The sequence below is a fragment of the Bacillus sp. FSL L8-0152 genome (genome assembly GCF_038006365.1).
GTDB classification, from domain to species: Bacteria; Bacillota; Bacilli; order Bacillales; family Bacillaceae_G; genus Bacillus_A; species Bacillus_A cereus.
In genome coordinates, this window is sequence record NZ_JBBOVB010000001.1 from 2,919,383 (window position 1) to 2,937,468 (window position 18,086).

An 18,086-nucleotide genomic window follows, 5' to 3' on the forward strand; every position below is an offset into this window, starting at 1 on the left:
CCCTATTGTTTCTACCCTTTTTCCAATTCTTCTTTCATCTTATCATTTAAATATAGAAAGGAGGAATTAATATTGAATTATCTCTTACTTCGTTACAATAAACCTATTTTTATTAGACTGTGTGGTGAATTATTAACCCGAACGACTGAATCTATGCTAGCTATCATTATGATTATTTACGTTAATAAAATGTTAAACGGCAATGTAATAATAACTATGCTGATTTTCGGATTACAGCCACTTTCAGACATTTTATTTACACTTATTGCTGGAGGAATTACTGATAAATATGGCCGGAAAAAGATTATGTTACTCGGCTTATTGCTACAAAGTGTTGCAATCGGTAATTTCGTTTTCGCTCAATCCGTTTTTATATTTGCACTGTTATATGTCATTAATGGCATTGGCCGTTCCTTATATATTCCGGCTCAACGTGCACAAATTGCTGATTTAACAAAAAAAGAGCAGCAAGCAGAAATTTTTGCTCTCCTACAAACGATGGGAGCAATTGGATCCGTAATCGGCCCTTTAATCGGTGCAAGTTTTTATAATACTCACCCAGAATATTTATTTATCGTGCAAAGTGTAACCCTTACGATATATGCCGTTGTTGTTTGGACCCAGCTCCCAGAAACCGTTCCGACTATAAGTAAGACGAAACAAACAATTGAGGCAAGTTCACCAAAGCAATTTGTTTTTAAACATTACGCCATATTCGGTCTTATGTTTTCTACACTTCCTATTAGCTTTTTTTATGCACAAACTGAGACGAATTATCGTATTTTTGCAGAACATGTATTTCCTAATCTCGTATTCATACTCGCATTTATTTCAACATGCAAAGCCATTTTGGAAATCATTCTACAAATCTTCCTCGTAAAATGGTCTGAACGATTTTCTATGGCGAAAATCATCCTTATTTCTTACGCCTGCTATACGATAGCTGCAGTTGGCTTTAGTTATTCAACGACGATATTGTCGTTGTTCTTCACCTTACTCTTTTTAGTCATTGGAGAAAGTATTGCTTTAAACCATTTATTGCGATTCGTTTCAGAAATTGCACCTCATGATAAACGTGGTTTATATTTTTCAATTTACGGTATACACTGGGATATATCTCGAACGTGTGGACCTGTTATTGGTGCAGTTTTATTAAGTAAATTAAATGGAAGTATGCTGTTTTATATTTGTGCTAGTTTCTTATTAATTGGAGGTATTGTTCAAGCACTGTTTGTTCAAAATTTAGAACGTAAAAAAATCATGAACCAGCCTACACATAATTTATAGGTTACTACTTTTTCAGTAGATCAATATTTCTTATTGGATGAATATTAAAAAACAAAAGTGAAGTATTTCGCATATGAAAGTATGTTTTATATGGCAGGAGACGTTCCTTATTTACAACTAAAAACACCTCACTTCAATAAAGTGAGGTGTTTTTGAAATCACTTAATTTCTTATCCTGCCATTTTATTAATACTATCCTCTGGTGAAAATACAGAAATATGATCTACCTTACCAGTCGATTTTGGAATGACAAATTTCAGCTCATACTGGTTATTTACTTTGTATACATATATTTTATCTTCACCATTCTCTTTAACTGAAGATGGTTTTCCTAATGCTTTTTCAATTTCTTGTAATGTAATCAATTTTAGTTCTGCATGATATGAGCGTACATCAAAAACTTGTGACCCTTTATTAAATCCGAAAACAACATTTTTATTTGTAAAAGTTGCGTACATTCCATTCCCTGTATATTCGGTTTTATTTGCTTGCCCCCACGCTTTTTCAATTTCTTCAATATCCCCTGTATGGGCTCCAAATAGCACATTAGGTACCTTTCCTTCTTTTGCTAGTTCAAACAAATCTTTAACGTGGTTAATTGATTTTTGATTAAGTGTTCTATTTTTCGAATCTGGCTCAGGTGATGGTTTTGTTGTTTTTTCATTACTTGGTTTTGCTTCAGGATTTTTCTGTTCTTCTGAAGAATTGCTTTGTTCATTTTTATTATTTTCCAAGGTTGGATTTGTTTCCTTTTTTTCGTCTGTCCCATTACATGCTGCTAGCGCAAACATACATGCTATAGCCAAAAACAACATAACTATTTTCAAATACCCTTTCATCATTTTACCCCCCTATTGCATCTTATTCATTTCGATAACCAACCCATTACACTACTTTTCAAATTATGTTTGTTCCAAAAAGTCAGTGCTTCATTCTCTCCAAAGGCTTGTACAAAATATGTTACAAAAGCTGTTCCTAAAAAGTAACCAAGTCTGTTATATCCGAAGTAACTACCTCCTGATAAACGGAACCATTCTTTCTCTTTTTCATCTGTCCATCCTTCAACATAATCTTGTAAAAAACGTTTCTTTATTTTCTCTTCATTTTCTTTATAATATTGTAGCCATAGATCACCGTCACTATTATATGAGTAGTAAACAGACTCATTTAAATCTTTAACGATTTTTTTTGATAAATAAGTTGCAACACCTTCACGATACAAACTTACCGACGCATCGGTCCATTCAGCCCTAGTCCAATCTATTCCAGTATTTTGTAGCATAACATTATGATATATATGACCTATTTCGTGAGCAGCAATAACACGAAGATGATTCAAATCTGGAGATAATTTTTCTGCCGCAAAAAATATGTCTCCAATGATTTCCCTTTCTACAAATGCATTTGAACCAAATCCTCCAACGAATACATGGAATTTCATATTTACATCAAAGTTATATTTATTACGATATTCATTTGTTACCTCTTGAATAATGATTGGTAATGATTCTGCAATAATACGAATATCTTCTATTTTTGCGGGATATTGTTTAATGGCATTAGAAAGACGTTCTTTCGTTTTAGGACAATGATACTTAAAGTATTCTTCAAATATCTCTGAATGCGAAGTAAAGTAGCGATTAAGGAGTTCTAATTCTAAATCGTCACTTTCCCATAATTTCAAAAAACTTGGAATTATATTGTTAATCACTGTATTCATCTCCTTATTTAAACCTTCTCTTCTCAATGATAATATCCTCTATCTATAGCTGAAAATATGCCGTCACAACAGCTCCTTGAAACAGAAAAAAACCAGTAGGAAGTGATTACTCTTTTCCTACTGGTTGAAATGAAATTAAACGGTAAATCTTAGTTTCTTAAAAAATGTAGCGATAGTGCTTTTTACAGTTTCAAAATTATAAGCAAATGTATTATCTCCACTTAATGATGAAATACATGTTAAACCTGCAGCTTTAATAAAAGCTTTTACATCTACAAGCATAGAATTAGCCTCCATGAATTTAATTACAATCATTATAACAGGTGTTTTACGATCCTAACATGAAAGTAATAAATAATCCTACTTAATAAATAAATTTCTATTATTAATTTATCCCGCTATTTGCCGGGCAGTAAGATCCCCACTTCGAAGCAAAGAAGTTAGATAGGGGTAAGGGCTGCCCGTAAAAGCCCGATTGGTAGGGCTAATAATCAGTGGGGATGAACCACCCACTGATTAAAGCTTCACTTTATTTAGCTCAAAGTACACCATTTCAATGTCATATAAAAAAGCTGCCCAAAAGGACAGCTTTAAATATGTATATTACACTTCGATTGACTTACCGTCTTCAACAATATGATAAAGTAAGTGAGCTAAATGATGAATTGGACCATATTCTTCCTCTTCCTCATCTGTTTCACCTTGGTATTCCAGATCATTTAAGTATAGTGCTAAAAATTGATAGTATAGTTTTAAATCAAATCCATAACACGCAGTTGGTTCTTCATGATCTCCTTCATATTGTAACATTAAGTATTGATCATTTCCTTCTGCATCTTCTGCATCAAAGAATACGAAGAAGCCAACGTTTGTATCTAAATCAAATAAATGACGAGTACCTTTTTCAGTTGCTTTATTGAAGTCCTCTTCACTTAATTTATGTACTGTTGTCGCTTTTGCATTATCTTCTTGATGGAAATTTACTGTAAATGATTTCAATGCTGACACCTCCTGATTGTATAATACTAGCATAACATATAAAAAGGACTGCTTACAAATGTAAACAGTCCTGCTACATTCATTTCCGCATTGCTCTTAGTAAAAAACTCACAATGAAGATCAAAATAACCGCACCAATTAAAGCAGGAATGATTGCAAATCCGCCTATTACAGGACCGAAACTACCAAGTAATTTCGTACCAATCCAAGAACCGATAATACCAGCAATAATATTACCAATTACACCACCTGGTACATCCCTTCCAGTAATTAAGCTTGCAAACCATCCTAATAAACCACCAACGATTAAAGACCAGATCATATAATAACCTCCTTTATATTTAACCAATCAAAATATAATTAGAAACAATTGCTTACCATTAGTTATGTGACATTTTTCATAAGTTATTCATGCTGCTCAACTATAAGATTTTTGAGAATAATACACACCGATAAACTATTTTTCGAACTAACGATTTATCCGACTTGTTATTACACACATTAAGGACAATCTGGCTTCAATATTGTTCGCATAAACTCTTCTTTAAAAGCAGGATAGTTAAAACCAACAGCAATTCTCTGAATCGGCCGATCATCAAACCTTGTTGGTTCAGCTATTTTTCTAAAGTCAGCTACACTTTGGCCCCTAGTCACATCATTTGTCGTACTAATCCACACTGCCGATTTTTTATATTCGAAAATACTATCGTTTATAAACGAGACAAACGGTAGTAAATCGTGTATGGGACTTCCACCAATACCTGGATATTCTTTTTTATAAAAATTCTCATAATAAAAATCAATCATTGGTTTAATGAGTTTCGCCTGTCCAGTTCCTTGTTTATCTATTATATTGGCCATTTCAGGCGTAATAAGCGCACCCTGTGTTACATTTAACGGGTATATAGTAGCGTTTTTCGCATATTTCATAACAATATTTGCTGCAATTGGATCACCATAAAAATTCGCTTCAGATACTGGTGTAACATTACCTGGAAATAGGAAAGCGCCGCCCATTATATAATACGAACAAATACGATCCATTATATTTGGATACAATAAAAATAACGTAGCAAGCGTCGTTAGTCTTCCTGTCGCCACAATTATAATATCTTCTGGACAAGGTTCGATTAATTTGATTAATTCACAAAAATTTTCTCGTTTACAAATTCTCATTTCAGGTGGAATAATAGGACCTAAACCATGATCCCCATGGATTTCAGGGAAAAACAAAGGTTCTTCAGCTGTCATCGGCCTACTCGCACCTTCAATAATTTTCACTTGTGTAGCATAGTACCTTTCTAAAAAATAAACATTTTCCGTAACGATATCTCGTGATACATTCCCGTACTCTGCAACAATACCTAGAATATCTAATTTACATGTTTTATTTGCATAAATTAACGCTACGGCGTCATCAATACCAAAGTCTCCAAAAAAGATGATTTTCTTATTAACTATTCTCACCCCTCTTCAGCATAATCTACTATTATTATTATGTGAAAAAGACAAGGCGGTGAAACAGTGCAAACTAAAAAAGCCGCCTATTTATTGGCGACTTCAATCTTTTTATAAGACAAATATGCTAGTACATTTTTACTTGAATCGTATTTCGGGTTATTTCCTTTTCTTGGCTCTCTCATATGTGTCTTTTCAAATCCAGGAATGTCTGGCATTTTCCCCATAAATTCAAGCATTTCTTCCTCAGTACCTTCAATGCGTACACGAATCATAATAACTATTCCTCAATTCACAGTTTCTCTGTACTAAGTATATCGTACTTCAGAAAGACTGCAACACATTTATCTTTTTAATGTTGTACTTTTTTTACATATAAACATAGCCATTTCAGTATAGAACGAATCTACTTTATTATTTTTAAGTTGAATATTAAAATATTCCTTCATTTCGTTTGGTGCTTTCATCATACATTCTGTTAATTTTTCACGCTTTTGTACAGGGACATCCATCATATTACACCACCAGTCAAAATCAAACTTCTTATCAAAAGTAAGACATGACTGCATTTGCAAACCGTTTTTTTCTAATAAAGTAAGCCATTCTGTCTTTTTTAGAGCTCGTTCATGACTTGGGTCCCGCTTCTTTTCTATAAAATTATAAAATGTATCATATTCATTATTTTCTGGCGAAACATTATCTATTAAGATGAATAATCCATTATCCTCCAACGTACGATTTACTTCATAAATAAATTGAGCCGGATTCGTAAAATGATGGGCTGCAATCCGGCATGTAATTGTATCAAAAAAATGGTCTGCAAATGGTAAATTCTCTGCATTTCCTGCTACAAAAGATACATTTTCATGACCATTCTGCTTTATAAAAACTTTTGCTTTTTCTAACATCTGTTCTGTTAAATCAAGTGCAACTACTTCTTCAAACATAGGTGCTAACATATTTGCCACATGCCCGCCACCAGTAGCAACATCAAGAAGACGATTATTATGACGAGACTCAACTTGTTGAACTACATATTGTAAATCCAGTCCTTTAGCATGTATTTTACTATTTACATATTTATCTGCATTGCTGCCAAACTGTTTTTTCACAAGCTCTTCTTTACTCATATTATCATCTTCTTTCTATTGTTATTTACATATACGACTCATATAATTACTACAATTCTCTTAATGTATTTTCAAATCCTCTTTTCATCTCACTTCTTATCATATTTACCTTTCATTAAAATAATATAATTTTTCACTTTATTATTAAACAAAAAAAAAGGCTATGGGAACTTCCCCCCTAACCTGAATAAATATTTACTACATTTTTATTTCTTCGTATATATCTATATAATATAAATCCTCTTTCAACTTCATAATAACATCTACTTCGTTATAAGTAGCCTCACGAGCATGTAAACCAAATTGATCCATACCAATCCATATCCACCCAGGTGTAAGATATAAAACATCTATATTAAAATAATCTAACTTAGTAAGCTCCGCTGTAATAAATTTATCTTTATTAGCGATTTGTTTATCTATTAAACCGTATTCTTTCCCATTTTCAAATAGCGATATAAATTTCCCTACAATCGGATGTTCACGAACAATAAAATGATATTCTTTTTCCTCTATATTTACCACAATCAAACGAGAAACAGATAAATCAGGCCCTGAATTCGGCATATTTGTTTATTCACCTCCTTATATAGGCTTCTTAAATATGATAACAAATGAATATTCAAATTAAATTAATATAATGTAAAAAATAAAAAAGCTGATTTCCCTTTAGAAATCAGTCTTTATAATTTGATCAACTTTATTCTTTTACAAATTATTATAATGTTTCTTTTTCCTCATCATTTCCAGAAACTAAATTTCCTATAGCATCCGCTGTTACTTCCACTACAAATTCACAAATACCAGCTACAACTTCTCCAATTATTTCATCCATCTTTTTACCCCCTTATTTTATGTAACCTATTTGCATTATAGAAGAAACTGGTAAATACAAACTATCGAAAAAGGTGACATAAACCTTACAGAATTGTAAGCTCTTTCATCCCTTTACTTATCCCCTTTGAAACTCCAAGTATTTTTAGCAGACATATAGGCCATCATAATATGAAGCAAGTAATAATCTAGTGTCAGGAGGCGTTTAATATGTATTACGTAAAATTAATTAAAGGTCAATCTTTCTACGCTTTTGATCATCGTTTCTTAGTGTCTGAAGAAGAAGAGGTTTCAGAGAAAATTTATAATTACTTACGACGTAATGAATTTTTTGAAGTACGTAAAGAAGAATATTCTGCTTAATTACAAAAAGCATTAAGAAAAATATCATCTTATTGTGATATATTCTTAATGCTTTTATGTGAATTTCTTCTTTTCAATAATTATTGTTGACTCTATTAAATAATCTAGTATTTGTCCAAACTAATTATTCACTATTTTCATATTCTAGTATATGAGGAGGTGAAGAATATGACTCATATCATTGATTACCAAGCTACTCAGCCTATAAGTAAAACTGGTGAAACAACTTTTGCAATCCCAGCTTCTCCAAATAAAGCAATTTTAGCAAATTTGAAATTGCGAATTTCAAGTAGAGATTCACGTAATAATCGAGTAGAATTAATCGCTACAATTGGTGTAGAAGGTATAACTGAGACTTCACAAGTTTTATTCCGAATTTTCCGTGATAATATTGAAATTTTTAATGCACAAGTAGGTATTGAATCTACAGATTCTGAACAATTCTACGTACAAACATTTCAAGCTATAGATCAAAACGTTAGCAGTGGAACACACGAATATTCATTAACTGTAGAAAACCTTACTAGTGGTGCAAGCGCAGAAGTTGTTGGCCCACTATCTTTTAGCGCTTTAGCTATTGGACAAGAGCGTAAATGTTGCTAAGTGAATCTAATATTTAATTTTGTACTTGAGAAAAGCGAGGCGTAGTTATACGTTCTTGCTTTTTTATATGTACCCTTACTTTCTATTAGCTTTAATCATAAATTTTTTATGTTTTAATTCACTTATTTCATCAATTAACGCATCAAATTTTTGACAAATCAAAAAGATTGAAATCCAATTATGAAACACGTAATATAGACTCTGACTCTAAAAAAGTTCGTATAAAAATACTACATAAATAAGGAGGTTTTATATACGAGTTTTTCATTTTAAAAGACGGAGAGGTTTTATGTTATGTGGCGTAATAAAAACGTTTGGATTGTTTTAATTGGGGAGTTTATTGCAGGTCTAGGATTATGGCTTGGTATTCTTGGCAACCTTGAATTTATGCAAAAATATGTCCCTTCTGATTTCATGAAATCAGTTATATTATTTATCGGACTATTAGCCGGTGTTCTAGTTGGACCTATGGCTGGCCGTGTCATCGATCAGTATGAAAAGAAAAAAGTTCTTCTTTACGCTGGGTTTGGTCGAGTTTTAAGTGTTATTTTCATGTTTTTTGCTATTCAATTTGAAAGTATCGCATTTATGATTGCATTTATGGTTGCTCTTCAAATTTCAGCAGCATTTTATTTCCCTGCATTACAATCTGTAATTCCACTCATCGTACGTGAGCATGAGTTATTACAAATGAATGGTGTACATATGAATGTTGGTACAATCGCTCGTATTGCAGGTACTTCACTAGGTGGAATTCTTTTAGTTGTGATGAGTTTACAGTACATGTATGCCTTCTCAATGGCAGCATACGCCTTATTATTCCTCTCGACTTTCTTCCTACAATTCGAAGACAAGAAATCAACAACACCAAGTAAACAAGCTGCAAAAGATAATAGCTTTATGGAAGTATTTCGTATTTTAAAAGGAATTCCTATTGCTTTTACAGCACTTATATTAAGTATTATCCCTCTATTATTTATAGCTGGGTTTAATTTAATGGTTATTAACATTAGCGAAATGCAACATGATCCTACGATTAAAGGGTTCATATATACAATTGAAGGTGTCGCATTTATGTTAGGTGCCTTCGTAATTAAACGTCTATCTGATCATTTCAAACCTGAAAAATTACTATATTTCTTCGCAGTTTGTACTGCTTTTGCACACCTTTCATTGTTCTTTAGCGATATAAAATGGATGGCTCTTACATCATTTGGTTTGTTTGGGTTTAGCGTTGGCTGCTTCTTCCCTATTATGTCGACAATTTTCCAAACGAAAGTTGAAAAAAGTTATCACGGTCGCCTCTTCTCATTCCGTAATATGTTTGAGAGGGTTATGTTCCAAATCGTCTTACTTGGCACAGGGTTCTTCTTAGATACAATTGGGTTACAATATATGGTTCTCATCTTCGGAGTCGTTTCATTATTGATTATTTCTATTTCCCTTTCTAAGCAGAAACATTATGAAAAACAGCATTCGCAATCTGCGAATTTATAAAATAAACAAAGAAGTATGGATATAATATTGAATCCATACTTCTTTGTTTTATAATACGCCTATTTATTACGTTTATTGAAATTATCTAAAGGAGTAGCCCTCTTTTATTTCGAATAGATTATAAAGAGTACTCTTTATAAAAGGAGTGGTAAAATGTCTGATGGCATCCAAGTATTTATTGTCCTGCTCTTTGCAATTGCTCTGTTTAGCATCCTAAACTTTTTAGCCATTTCCTTATCTGGACATAGTTTTAAAAAAAGAATCGTGGCAGGTTTCATATTTTTACTACTGACTCCCATTATCTTTTTGACTATCGCAACATTTGCTTCTATATTCGATAAAGCAGGATTTGGCGCAGGTACGTTAGCCTTTATGATCGCAAGCGTATATATAATAAATGGAATAGTGCTTCTGCTTTCCTCTTTATATATCCTCAAAAAAGACATAACATAGGCTATAGTACTAGCATGAATCTGACTTTACACTAGATTCATGCTTATTTAATTTCTCCTAAATTTTTATATGAAATTAAATAATTCTTTAAAAAAATTTAAACTTTATTTATTATAATATCCCTATCGTATTCGCACGTTTATTCAAATTTAAAAGAAAGGAGCACAAAATGAAAAAGGTTCTACTTACAATTCCTATACTAATCATCCTACTTAGTGGATGCAGCAATAACGATATATACGGTTCTTGGGAAGTCGTTGACAATAAAAATGGTGAATGCCCTGTATATTATAAATTTGAAACAGTTGTCAAAAAAGAAAATAAAGAGGAAATTGTGCAAAATTTAGTAGAAATGCAAACCACAAAGAATAAAGACGATTTATATAAAGGCTCATTTGTCAAAAATTCTAATGTATATCACATTGATTATGGTAATTCATTTACATCAGAGCAAACTTTAAAAGTTGCCGACGGTACATTAAATGTATACTTTTTGACAGCTGAAAAATTATGCACGTATAAAAAGAAATGATTACATTTCAGAGGAAACGCAGAAAATATTTTCTGCGTTATTTCACTTTAGAAATCTTCCACAAATACTTAATAAAAACTATAAAATAACTTAAGTTATATAAAATGAATCCTATAATAGACATTTCAATTAACACGTCTACGCTATTTACATCGATACTTTTCAAAATAGGCTAATCCTTCCTCTAAATTTGTCAATCGTTTTAATTTTCATAAAAAAATGATAAAATATAAACATGTGTTTTCAGAATAATTAAAAACGCAGAATGAAAGCACTGTTTTAGGAGGGGTTTTGATGACTTACACGTTAGCAACTAGAATGAAAGCATTCCAATCTTCTATATTTAGTGAATTAGGAGCCTATAAAAAAGAAAAAATTGCAGCAGGTCATAACATGATTGATTTGAGCATCGGAAATCCTGATATGCCGCCCGCTGATTTTGTAAGAGAAACAATGGTACATACAGCGAGTGAGAAAGAGAGCTACGGGTATACATTATCAGGTATTCAAGAATTTCACGAAGCTGTAACTGAATATTACAACAACACTCATAACGTTTTATTAAATGCGGATAAAGAAGTTTTATTATTAATGGGTTCACAAGACGGGCTCGTTCATTTACCTATGGTTTATGCAAATCCAGGTGATATTATATTAGTTCCTGATCCAGGATATACAGCTTATGAAACAGGTATTCAAATGGCTGGTGCAACATCTTACTACATGCCTTTAAAGAAAGAGAATGATTTCTTACCAGACTTAGGAGTCATCCCTGAAGAAATTGCCGATCAAGCGAAGATGATGATTTTAAACTTCCCAGGGAATCCCGTTCCAGCAATGGCTCATGAAGATTTCTTTAAAGAAGTAATCGCATTCGCGAAAAAGCATAATATTATCGTTGTCCATGATTTTGCTTATGCTGAATTTTATTTCGATGGTAATAAGCCAATTAGCTTCCTCTCTGTACATGGTGCTAAAGAAGTTGGTGTAGAAATCAATTCTTTGTCAAAAAGTTATAGTTTAGCAGGTAGCCGTATTGGATATATGATTGGAAACGAAGAAATTGTTCGTGCACTTACTCAATTTAAATCTAATACCGATTACGGTGTATTTTTACCAATTCAAAAAGCGGCATCTGCAGCACTAAGAAATGGCGCTGTATTTTGTGAGAAAAACCGCGATATTTATCAAGAACGGAGAGATACTTTAGTCGATGGATTCCGAACATTTGGCTGGAATGTCGATAAGCCAGCTGGTAGTATGTTTGTCTGGGCTGAAATTCCACAAGGATGGACTTCTCTAGACTTCGCTTATGCATTAATGGATCGTGCGAATGTCGTTGTTACACCTGGTCATGCATTTGGACCTCACGGAGAAGGCTTCGTACGTATTGCACTCGTTCAAGATAAAGAAGTGTTGCAACAAGTTGTTGAAAACATTAGAAATAGCGGCATTTTCACTCTTGAAAAAGTAAATGAATTAGTTAAAAATTAGTTCCCACTCCCCTGCTTAAATTTAGCAGGGGTATTATTAATTGGAGGTACTTTCATATGCATATTAAAGACACTCTTCCCCATCGTTATCCATTTTTAATGACTGATAAAGTAACAAATGTAAAACAAGGTGAATCCGTTACAGGATATAAACTCATTACAAATAACGAATGGTTTATAAATGATAATCAAAAACATATGCCTCATATGTTAATTGTAGAAGCACTTGCTCAGCTTAGTGCATTTGTACATACAAGTGATTCTGAAGGACTAGGATTCCTCTCCTCTTTAGATGGAGTTGAATTCCAAGGAAAAGCATATCCCGGTGATAAACTTGATTTACATTATGAACTAACGCGCAATCGTCGAGGTTTTGTTCTTGGTAAAGGTATTGCAACTGTAAACGACCAGCCTATTGTAACTATAGAAAAACTATTAATATATCAAGCAGATTAAATTGTTCCTTATATCAGTTGGGAATATCTATTCTCAACCAATTAAAAATAAATAGGAAAACATATTACGTAGTTAGGAGCAGGAAAATGGAACGTACTATCGGTATCGATGCTGGAGGCACATTAACGAAAATAGCTTATTTTAACGAAAAAAGGCTATTAACTTTTGAAAAATTTTATTCACATGAACAACATAAAATAATAGATTGGATTAAAAACAACAATGGCATAAAACAAATATGTATTACGGGTGGTAAATCGAAACTATTACAGCAACTGCTTACAGGTTCATATAAAATAATAGAGCTAAACGAATTTGAAGCTACTCTTGCAGGTGTCCAATACATATTAAAAGAAGAAAAACATGCTATACGCAATTTTATTTTAACCAATATCGGTACAGGTACTTCTATCCATTACGTTTATAATGAACAATATATTCGCGCTGGTGGAACCGGAGTTGGCGGTGGGACTATTATGGGACTTTCAAAATTGTTAACAAATATAGATCATTTTGAAGATGTAATCCCTCTAACAAAAGTAGGATCTAGAAAAGAACTAGATATTACGGTTGGAGATATTTATGGTGGTATTCTTTCCCCTATCGATAATAACTTAACTGCTAGTAACTTCGGAAAAGCAGCCATTACAGAATCAAATAATAGTAGCTCCGATATACTAGCTACTGTACAAGGACTTGTCGGTGAAGTCGTTACTGCATTAAGCCTTCAATTCGCTGAAACAAAAAACATTGAACATATTATTTATATTGGTTCGACTTTATGTAATAACGTACAACTTCAACATATTATTAGTAGCTACACCGAATATCAAAATAAAACACCAATCTTTTTACAAGATGGTGGTAATAGCGGTGCAATTGGTGCATTACTTCATGCTACGAAATAAAAAGCTGACTTTTGTCAGCTTTTTAGAAATGGCACTTCAAATTCAATAATTGATTCCCCGTTCTCTCCAATTCGCTCCACGCTTATTCTATCAATCACACAATTTAACTTCCCATGAAAACTAGGAATCTCCTTCACTACTTCAGCAGCTAACGCGACACTTTCTTTTCTTCCGACTGTTACATGCGGGATGTACGGAATGTCTTCTTTCAAAAATTGTAATAAAGGTCCTGTATATAGAATATTATGTAGTTCCTCTATTTGTTCTTTCCCCTTTTCAACTCGTAAAAACAAATATTCTCTTTCACTTGTAATTTGATTCTTAAATTCAATTTCTATATTCTGTATCGGTTTTGATACATTTATAATATGTAATTTCAGCTCATCATTTGAAATCGAACTTTCAAATGGGAATACAATTGTAATATGCGGTGGAATTAATCCAAATAAAGGATCATGTTTTTGCCTAATGTCCTCGATTTCGCTAATGAACATGTTGTTTAGAAAAAGTAAAATTGTACGCATTTTTATCCCCTCAACTTTTCCTCATTATAATATGTATCATATTCTATGACAGCCTGCCCTTCAACAACTTGTTTTGCTTACCTGTAAAAATAAAAAAACTTCTCAAATGAGAAGTTTTCATATAGCATGATTATTATTTTCCAGCCAAACTTTCCTAAACTTTATATAACAGGCAACTCTCCAAGGAAAAATATACGATACTGCAACAACGTAAAATAATAAACCAATCGTTTGTTGATCTAAATCAACGATAAATTGTCTTGAACCATATCTTAAAAAGACAAGTGCAATAAAAGTAATTAAAAAAGCTGCACTTTTTTTCGTATAAATATTCCCATCATCTCTTCGTTCATAATTTGTTAATACTATAAGCGGTACAGCAAAAAGTACACCAATGAATACCGCTATAATTACTTGTAATATAGCTGGATGTACGGGACCTAAAAACCATACAATACCTGGTGTTAAAAATAGTAATGGCCATAAAATACGTTTTCCCGATCCCTTTATTGGCTTATGCATGGAGCGATAACGACGCCAAAATATTAGTAGTGCAATGCATAAAAAGACGGTTATTAGTGAGGACGTGTCTCCCATATATTTTCCTTCTCCCTAAAAGAATAATCTATCACTATTTTAAACTGTTCGTTCAAATGATACTTTACGAATAAATATACTACTAGTTATGATATAAAGAATTGTTAATCCAATTGAAATAACAATAAAATAAGGGATATCTATTAAAGATACATCATTTGTAAATAACAATCCTTTTATCCCTACTTCTCCATACAGCACACTATTTGTTGAAAGGAAAAGCGACCCACCAATCATGAGACCAATCCATTGAAATCTTTGCTTAAAAATTACTACTACTTGAAAGAAACATGCTATCGTAACATAAAATAAAAATTGTAAAATAAACTGTTGTATTAATTGCTCTCCAAAGTTAACATTTACTAAGTTATATTTTATATCTTGTAAAAACAGTATTTGAAGGAATGAAAACAATGCGGATTGCAACACGATATAACAAATCGCTCCGATAAAATATTGTATTCTCGTTATACCAAATGAAACTGCTAAACGAAATACATCATCTTGAACAATGAAAACACTCCCTACTATAAAAATCATAATTGCAATTGAAGGATTATTGATAATTTCGGGTAAATAACCAACTTTCGCTTCATTTAAATGAGCAGCATATAAAGCTCCTTTTATTAATAAAGCTACAATCCAAAATATTAAAATTGCTTTATAATGAAAATTTATATGTAACCTCAATTGTTTCATTAACGTCGTCATTCCACTTCGCCACCAGTCATGTGAATAAATAGTTTTTGTAATGTAATTCTATCAATTACTAAACCTTCTTTTTCAAGAGAGTAACAATCTTCATTAGAAAGCTCTTCCCATATAACAGCAATACCTTTATTCCCATAAATTTCTTTATTTATAACTTTTTTATTAATCAAGAACTCCTCCACTTTACCTTTTTGCCCTGAAATAATATGACCTTGTTGCAATAAATCTTCCACTGTTGATTGAACAACAAGTGCACCTTCTTTTATGATAATTACTTCTTCAATAACATGGGTTACTTCTTCTACCAGATGTGTTGATAATATAATTGTTCTGGGATACTCCCCGTAATCTTCTAGTAGTAAACTATAAAATAACTCACGATGTGCTGCGTCTAATCCTGTAGTTGGTTCATCAAAAATAGTAATTGTCGCTCTGCTTGCTAACCCTTTAATAATTCCTACAACTGTTTGCATGCCATGAGATAGTTTATGGTATTTCTCTGTTATATTAAGCTGAAATTTACCCGCCAGTTCTTCAGCAAACTTCTGATCCCAATTTTTATAAAACATGTTACATATCTTAAAAATTTCTTTTACGCTATAACTTAAATGAGACTCTTCTTTTACTCTAACGAAACAAATATTTTGCATCGCTTTACTATTTTCAAAAACATCTCCACCAAATATTGATACACTTCCACTACTTGAAGTAATTTGTCCTGCTAGTAAATTTAATAAAGTCGTTTTCCCTGCTCCGTTCCTTCCAAGCAAACCATATATTTTATTCTCTTCCAATGAAATCGTTACTTCATTTACAGCTATTTTCTTTTTATACTTTTTCGTTACATCTTTCGTTTCAAGTGCAATCATCCCTCTTTCCCCTCCTTCGTAATCTTTTGAATCATATCCATCAATTCATCTTTTGATATTTCTAGTACTTTCGCTTCTTCCCACACTTTAGGTAAATATTCAGTCATAAAAGTATTTTGTCTTTTTTTTAGTACGACTTCTTTCGCTCCCTTTGCAACAAACATCCCGATCCCTCTCTTTTTATATAAAATCCCCTCATCCACTAATACATTCACCCCTTTAGCTGCGGTAGCCGGATTTATTTGTAACATCTTCGCAAATTGATTTGTCGATGGAACTTGTTCTTCTTCAAGCAATATGTCTTTTAAAATATCAGATTCAATCGTTTCTGCAATTTGTATGTATATTAATTTATTTTGTTCTAGAGTCGGCTTCACATTTTCACCACCTTAGGTTCATAGGTTCATTACTTATGTAATTAACCATATCACATAGAATTATTTTTTTCCATAAATTTCTTTTACAAAAAAAGAGAGTCATTCAATTAAGAATGTCTCTCTTTCTAAAAATTCGAAGTTTCAACTCTTGTTCTCAAATTCTTTTCATTTATACCATTTTGACAAAAATTAAACTGTTGTCCCTCAATACATTTTGTACGATCTACTACTTGCCCTAAATGATAGCTTGTATGCTCAACCAAATGTAATAGACTTTGAAGATCAATATGCCTTTTTTCTTCCCAGACCTGTATATATGCTTTGCCCCACTCATCAAATATTTCTTCAACAGTTTTTAACAAAGCTTCAGATCTTATTTGTTTCACTGGAAAATATTCTTCAATTCCATTTTCAAAAACTATATTTGGATCCTTATAACGCCTTGTATTTCTCTGTAAATGTTCACAAATATGTAGTACGATTCCACCAATTGAATTAACAGAGGTCTCTTTTTTCCACAAATCTTCTTCACTAACGAGCCTAATTGCCTGTACTAATTTAGGTAAATAATGATCCTGCATTCTATGATAAGAAATTTTGTATACTAACTCCATCTTCTCCCCTCCATTATTTCAACTGGCTCACTGGATATTTAGCAAATAAAGATTTCCGAAAATCTTTATCTTCCACAAGCATTTTAATTTTTTCATTATTATCGTTAAGAAACTTTACTACTTTCTTTTTATCCCATATATCATCTTCTTTTGGAAAATCATCAAATTTTCCATGCAAGATTGATAGGATTTCCTCCCTTTTCATCATAAATTTTATATTCTCTACCTGAAACTCGTAACTGTTTGCATTTGGAACTAAAACTACAAGATAAATAATGTTAAAGAGAAAATTCTTCTTCATCGTATCTTTCTCATCAAACCAATACGTCTCAATCATTTCTTCTGTAAGAGCCCCACTCCCTTTTGCGCCATAGTTCACTTTTATATTTTCATTTTCTAAACTTATACTTTGAACTGTTCCACCACCGGGTAAATGATTAATAATTGCAACCACATCTGAATTATTACCAACGTATGTCCCAGTATATTTCTTAAAATCATCTGACCTAACATCATATATAGCTTTTATTCTTTCCCCGTTAGAACAAGCCGTAATAAATAAAAAAATTGTTAGCATAACGATTATGTTATGATGCATATATTTCATTTAGCATCCCTCATTTTTATCGATATTTCGTTAATTACAATATTTACTTTCAAA

Annotated in this window: 25 protein-coding genes; 9 read left to right on the forward strand and 16 right to left on the reverse strand. The window is 32.2% G+C overall.

The window, feature by feature from the left end:
- The first annotated feature begins 72 nt into the window (after positions 1–72).
- Positions 73–1,287 carry an MDR family MFS transporter gene (locus tag MHH27_RS14700; protein WP_340943083.1) on the forward strand — a complete coding sequence of 405 codons (1,215 nt, stop codon included), beginning with the start codon at positions 73–75 and terminating at the stop codon, positions 1,285–1,287.
- A gap of 170 nt (positions 1,288–1,457) precedes the next feature.
- Here the strand turns inward: MHH27_RS14700 and MHH27_RS14705 are convergent, their stop codons facing one another.
- From MHH27_RS14705 to MHH27_RS14745, 9 genes are all read right to left on the reverse strand, one after another.
- A complete protein-coding gene (locus MHH27_RS14705; protein ID WP_340943085.1) occupies positions 1,458–2,129 on the reverse strand; it encodes a YjgB family protein in 672 nt (223 codons plus the stop codon).
- Between the two features lie 23 nt (positions 2,130–2,152).
- A complete protein-coding gene (locus MHH27_RS14710; RefSeq protein ID WP_340943088.1) occupies positions 2,153–3,007 on the reverse strand; it encodes an aminopeptidase in 855 nt (284 codons plus the stop codon).
- Positions 3,008–3,142: 135 nt separating this feature from the next.
- Entirely contained in the window at positions 3,143–3,289 is a 147-nt protein-coding gene (locus MHH27_RS14715; RefSeq protein WP_000959551.1) for a hypothetical protein, read from the reverse strand.
- Between the two features lie 321 nt (positions 3,290–3,610).
- On the reverse strand, positions 3,611–4,006 hold the full coding sequence (locus tag MHH27_RS14720; RefSeq protein ID WP_000834885.1) for a hypothetical protein: 396 nt from the start codon (positions 4,004–4,006) through the stop codon (positions 3,611–3,613).
- Positions 4,007–4,085: 79 nt separating this feature from the next.
- Complete coding sequence (locus MHH27_RS14725) at positions 4,086–4,328, reverse strand: GlsB/YeaQ/YmgE family stress response membrane protein (protein ID WP_000638310.1); 243 nt, start codon at positions 4,326–4,328, stop codon at positions 4,086–4,088.
- A gap of 179 nt (positions 4,329–4,507) precedes the next feature.
- Complete coding sequence (locus MHH27_RS14730) at positions 4,508–5,473, reverse strand: nucleoside hydrolase (RefSeq protein ID WP_001223685.1); 966 nt, start codon at positions 5,471–5,473, stop codon at positions 4,508–4,510.
- A 77-nt stretch (positions 5,474–5,550) separates the two neighbouring features.
- Positions 5,551–5,739, reverse strand: a complete 189-nt coding sequence (locus MHH27_RS14735; protein ID WP_000621885.1) for a DUF3970 family protein — start codon at positions 5,737–5,739, stop codon at positions 5,551–5,553.
- A 69-nt stretch (positions 5,740–5,808) separates the two neighbouring features.
- Positions 5,809–6,594 (reverse strand): class I SAM-dependent methyltransferase, encoded by a 786-nt coding sequence (locus MHH27_RS14740; protein WP_000031302.1) that lies wholly within the window; start codon positions 6,592–6,594, stop codon positions 5,809–5,811.
- A gap of 198 nt (positions 6,595–6,792) precedes the next feature.
- Positions 6,793–7,161, reverse strand: a complete 369-nt coding sequence (locus MHH27_RS14745) for a hypothetical protein (protein ID WP_340943092.1) — start codon at positions 7,159–7,161, stop codon at positions 6,793–6,795.
- 477 nt (positions 7,162–7,638) lie between these two features.
- Here MHH27_RS14745 and MHH27_RS14750 point away from each other — a divergent pair, with 477 nt between their 5' ends.
- From MHH27_RS14750 to coaW, 8 genes are all read left to right on the forward strand, one after another.
- Positions 7,639–7,791: a YqbF domain-containing protein gene (locus tag MHH27_RS14750; protein ID WP_000291905.1), complete on the forward strand. Its 153-nt coding sequence runs from the start codon at positions 7,639–7,641 to the stop codon at positions 7,789–7,791.
- Positions 7,792–7,959: 168 nt separating this feature from the next.
- A complete protein-coding gene (exsC, locus tag MHH27_RS14755) occupies positions 7,960–8,394 on the forward strand; it encodes an exosporium protein ExsC (protein ID WP_000148797.1) in 435 nt (144 codons plus the stop codon).
- A 294-nt stretch (positions 8,395–8,688) separates the two neighbouring features.
- Positions 8,689–9,891: an MFS transporter gene (locus MHH27_RS14760; RefSeq protein ID WP_000269261.1), complete on the forward strand. Its 1,203-nt coding sequence runs from the start codon at positions 8,689–8,691 to the stop codon at positions 9,889–9,891.
- Positions 9,892–10,044: 153 nt separating this feature from the next.
- Positions 10,045–10,344, forward strand: a complete 300-nt coding sequence (locus tag MHH27_RS14765) for a hypothetical protein (protein WP_001279472.1) — start codon at positions 10,045–10,047, stop codon at positions 10,342–10,344.
- A 169-nt stretch (positions 10,345–10,513) separates the two neighbouring features.
- The gene (locus MHH27_RS14770) at positions 10,514–10,876 is read left to right on the forward strand and encodes a hypothetical protein (RefSeq protein WP_000757024.1); all 363 of its coding nucleotides are present in this window, start codon (positions 10,514–10,516) and stop codon (positions 10,874–10,876) included.
- 294 nt (positions 10,877–11,170) lie between these two features.
- On the forward strand, positions 11,171–12,370 hold the full coding sequence (locus MHH27_RS14775) for an LL-diaminopimelate aminotransferase (protein ID WP_000222704.1): 1,200 nt from the start codon (positions 11,171–11,173) through the stop codon (positions 12,368–12,370).
- Between the two features lie 56 nt (positions 12,371–12,426).
- Complete coding sequence (locus tag MHH27_RS14780) at positions 12,427–12,825, forward strand: 3-hydroxyacyl-ACP dehydratase FabZ family protein (RefSeq protein ID WP_000547673.1); 399 nt, start codon at positions 12,427–12,429, stop codon at positions 12,823–12,825.
- Between the two features lie 86 nt (positions 12,826–12,911).
- Positions 12,912–13,733, forward strand: a complete 822-nt coding sequence (gene coaW, locus MHH27_RS14785) for a type II pantothenate kinase (RefSeq protein ID WP_000442499.1) — start codon at positions 12,912–12,914, stop codon at positions 13,731–13,733.
- Between the two features lie 14 nt (positions 13,734–13,747).
- Here the strand turns inward: coaW and MHH27_RS14790 are convergent, their stop codons facing one another.
- From MHH27_RS14790 to MHH27_RS14820, 7 genes are all read right to left on the reverse strand, one after another.
- Positions 13,748–14,257: a 2'-5' RNA ligase family protein gene (locus MHH27_RS14790; RefSeq protein WP_001259198.1), complete on the reverse strand. Its 510-nt coding sequence runs from the start codon at positions 14,255–14,257 to the stop codon at positions 13,748–13,750.
- 117 nt (positions 14,258–14,374) lie between these two features.
- Positions 14,375–14,854, reverse strand: a complete 480-nt coding sequence (locus MHH27_RS14795) for a cytochrome c biogenesis protein CcdC (protein WP_340943097.1) — start codon at positions 14,852–14,854, stop codon at positions 14,375–14,377.
- Positions 14,855–14,893: 39 nt separating this feature from the next.
- Positions 14,894–15,565, reverse strand: a complete 672-nt coding sequence (locus MHH27_RS14800; protein ID WP_000209601.1) for a DUF4052 domain-containing protein — start codon at positions 15,563–15,565, stop codon at positions 14,894–14,896.
- Complete coding sequence (locus MHH27_RS14805; protein WP_340943100.1) at positions 15,562–16,434, reverse strand: ABC transporter ATP-binding protein; 873 nt, start codon at positions 16,432–16,434, stop codon at positions 15,562–15,564. The genes MHH27_RS14800 and MHH27_RS14805 overlap by 4 nt, the downstream gene beginning before the upstream one ends.
- Positions 16,431–16,811: a GntR family transcriptional regulator gene (locus MHH27_RS14810; protein WP_000805185.1), complete on the reverse strand. Its 381-nt coding sequence runs from the start codon at positions 16,809–16,811 to the stop codon at positions 16,431–16,433. Before MHH27_RS14810 ends, MHH27_RS14805 begins: the two co-directional genes overlap by 4 nt.
- A 125-nt stretch (positions 16,812–16,936) precedes the next feature.
- Positions 16,937–17,425 carry a DinB family protein gene (locus MHH27_RS14815; RefSeq protein ID WP_000424636.1) on the reverse strand — a complete coding sequence of 163 codons (489 nt, stop codon included), beginning with the start codon at positions 17,423–17,425 and terminating at the stop codon, positions 16,937–16,939.
- 13 nt (positions 17,426–17,438) lie between these two features.
- Positions 17,439–18,032 (reverse strand): DUF4825 domain-containing protein, encoded by a 594-nt coding sequence (locus tag MHH27_RS14820; RefSeq protein ID WP_000876527.1) that lies wholly within the window; start codon positions 18,030–18,032, stop codon positions 17,439–17,441.
- Positions 18,033–18,086: the final 54 nt, after the last annotated feature.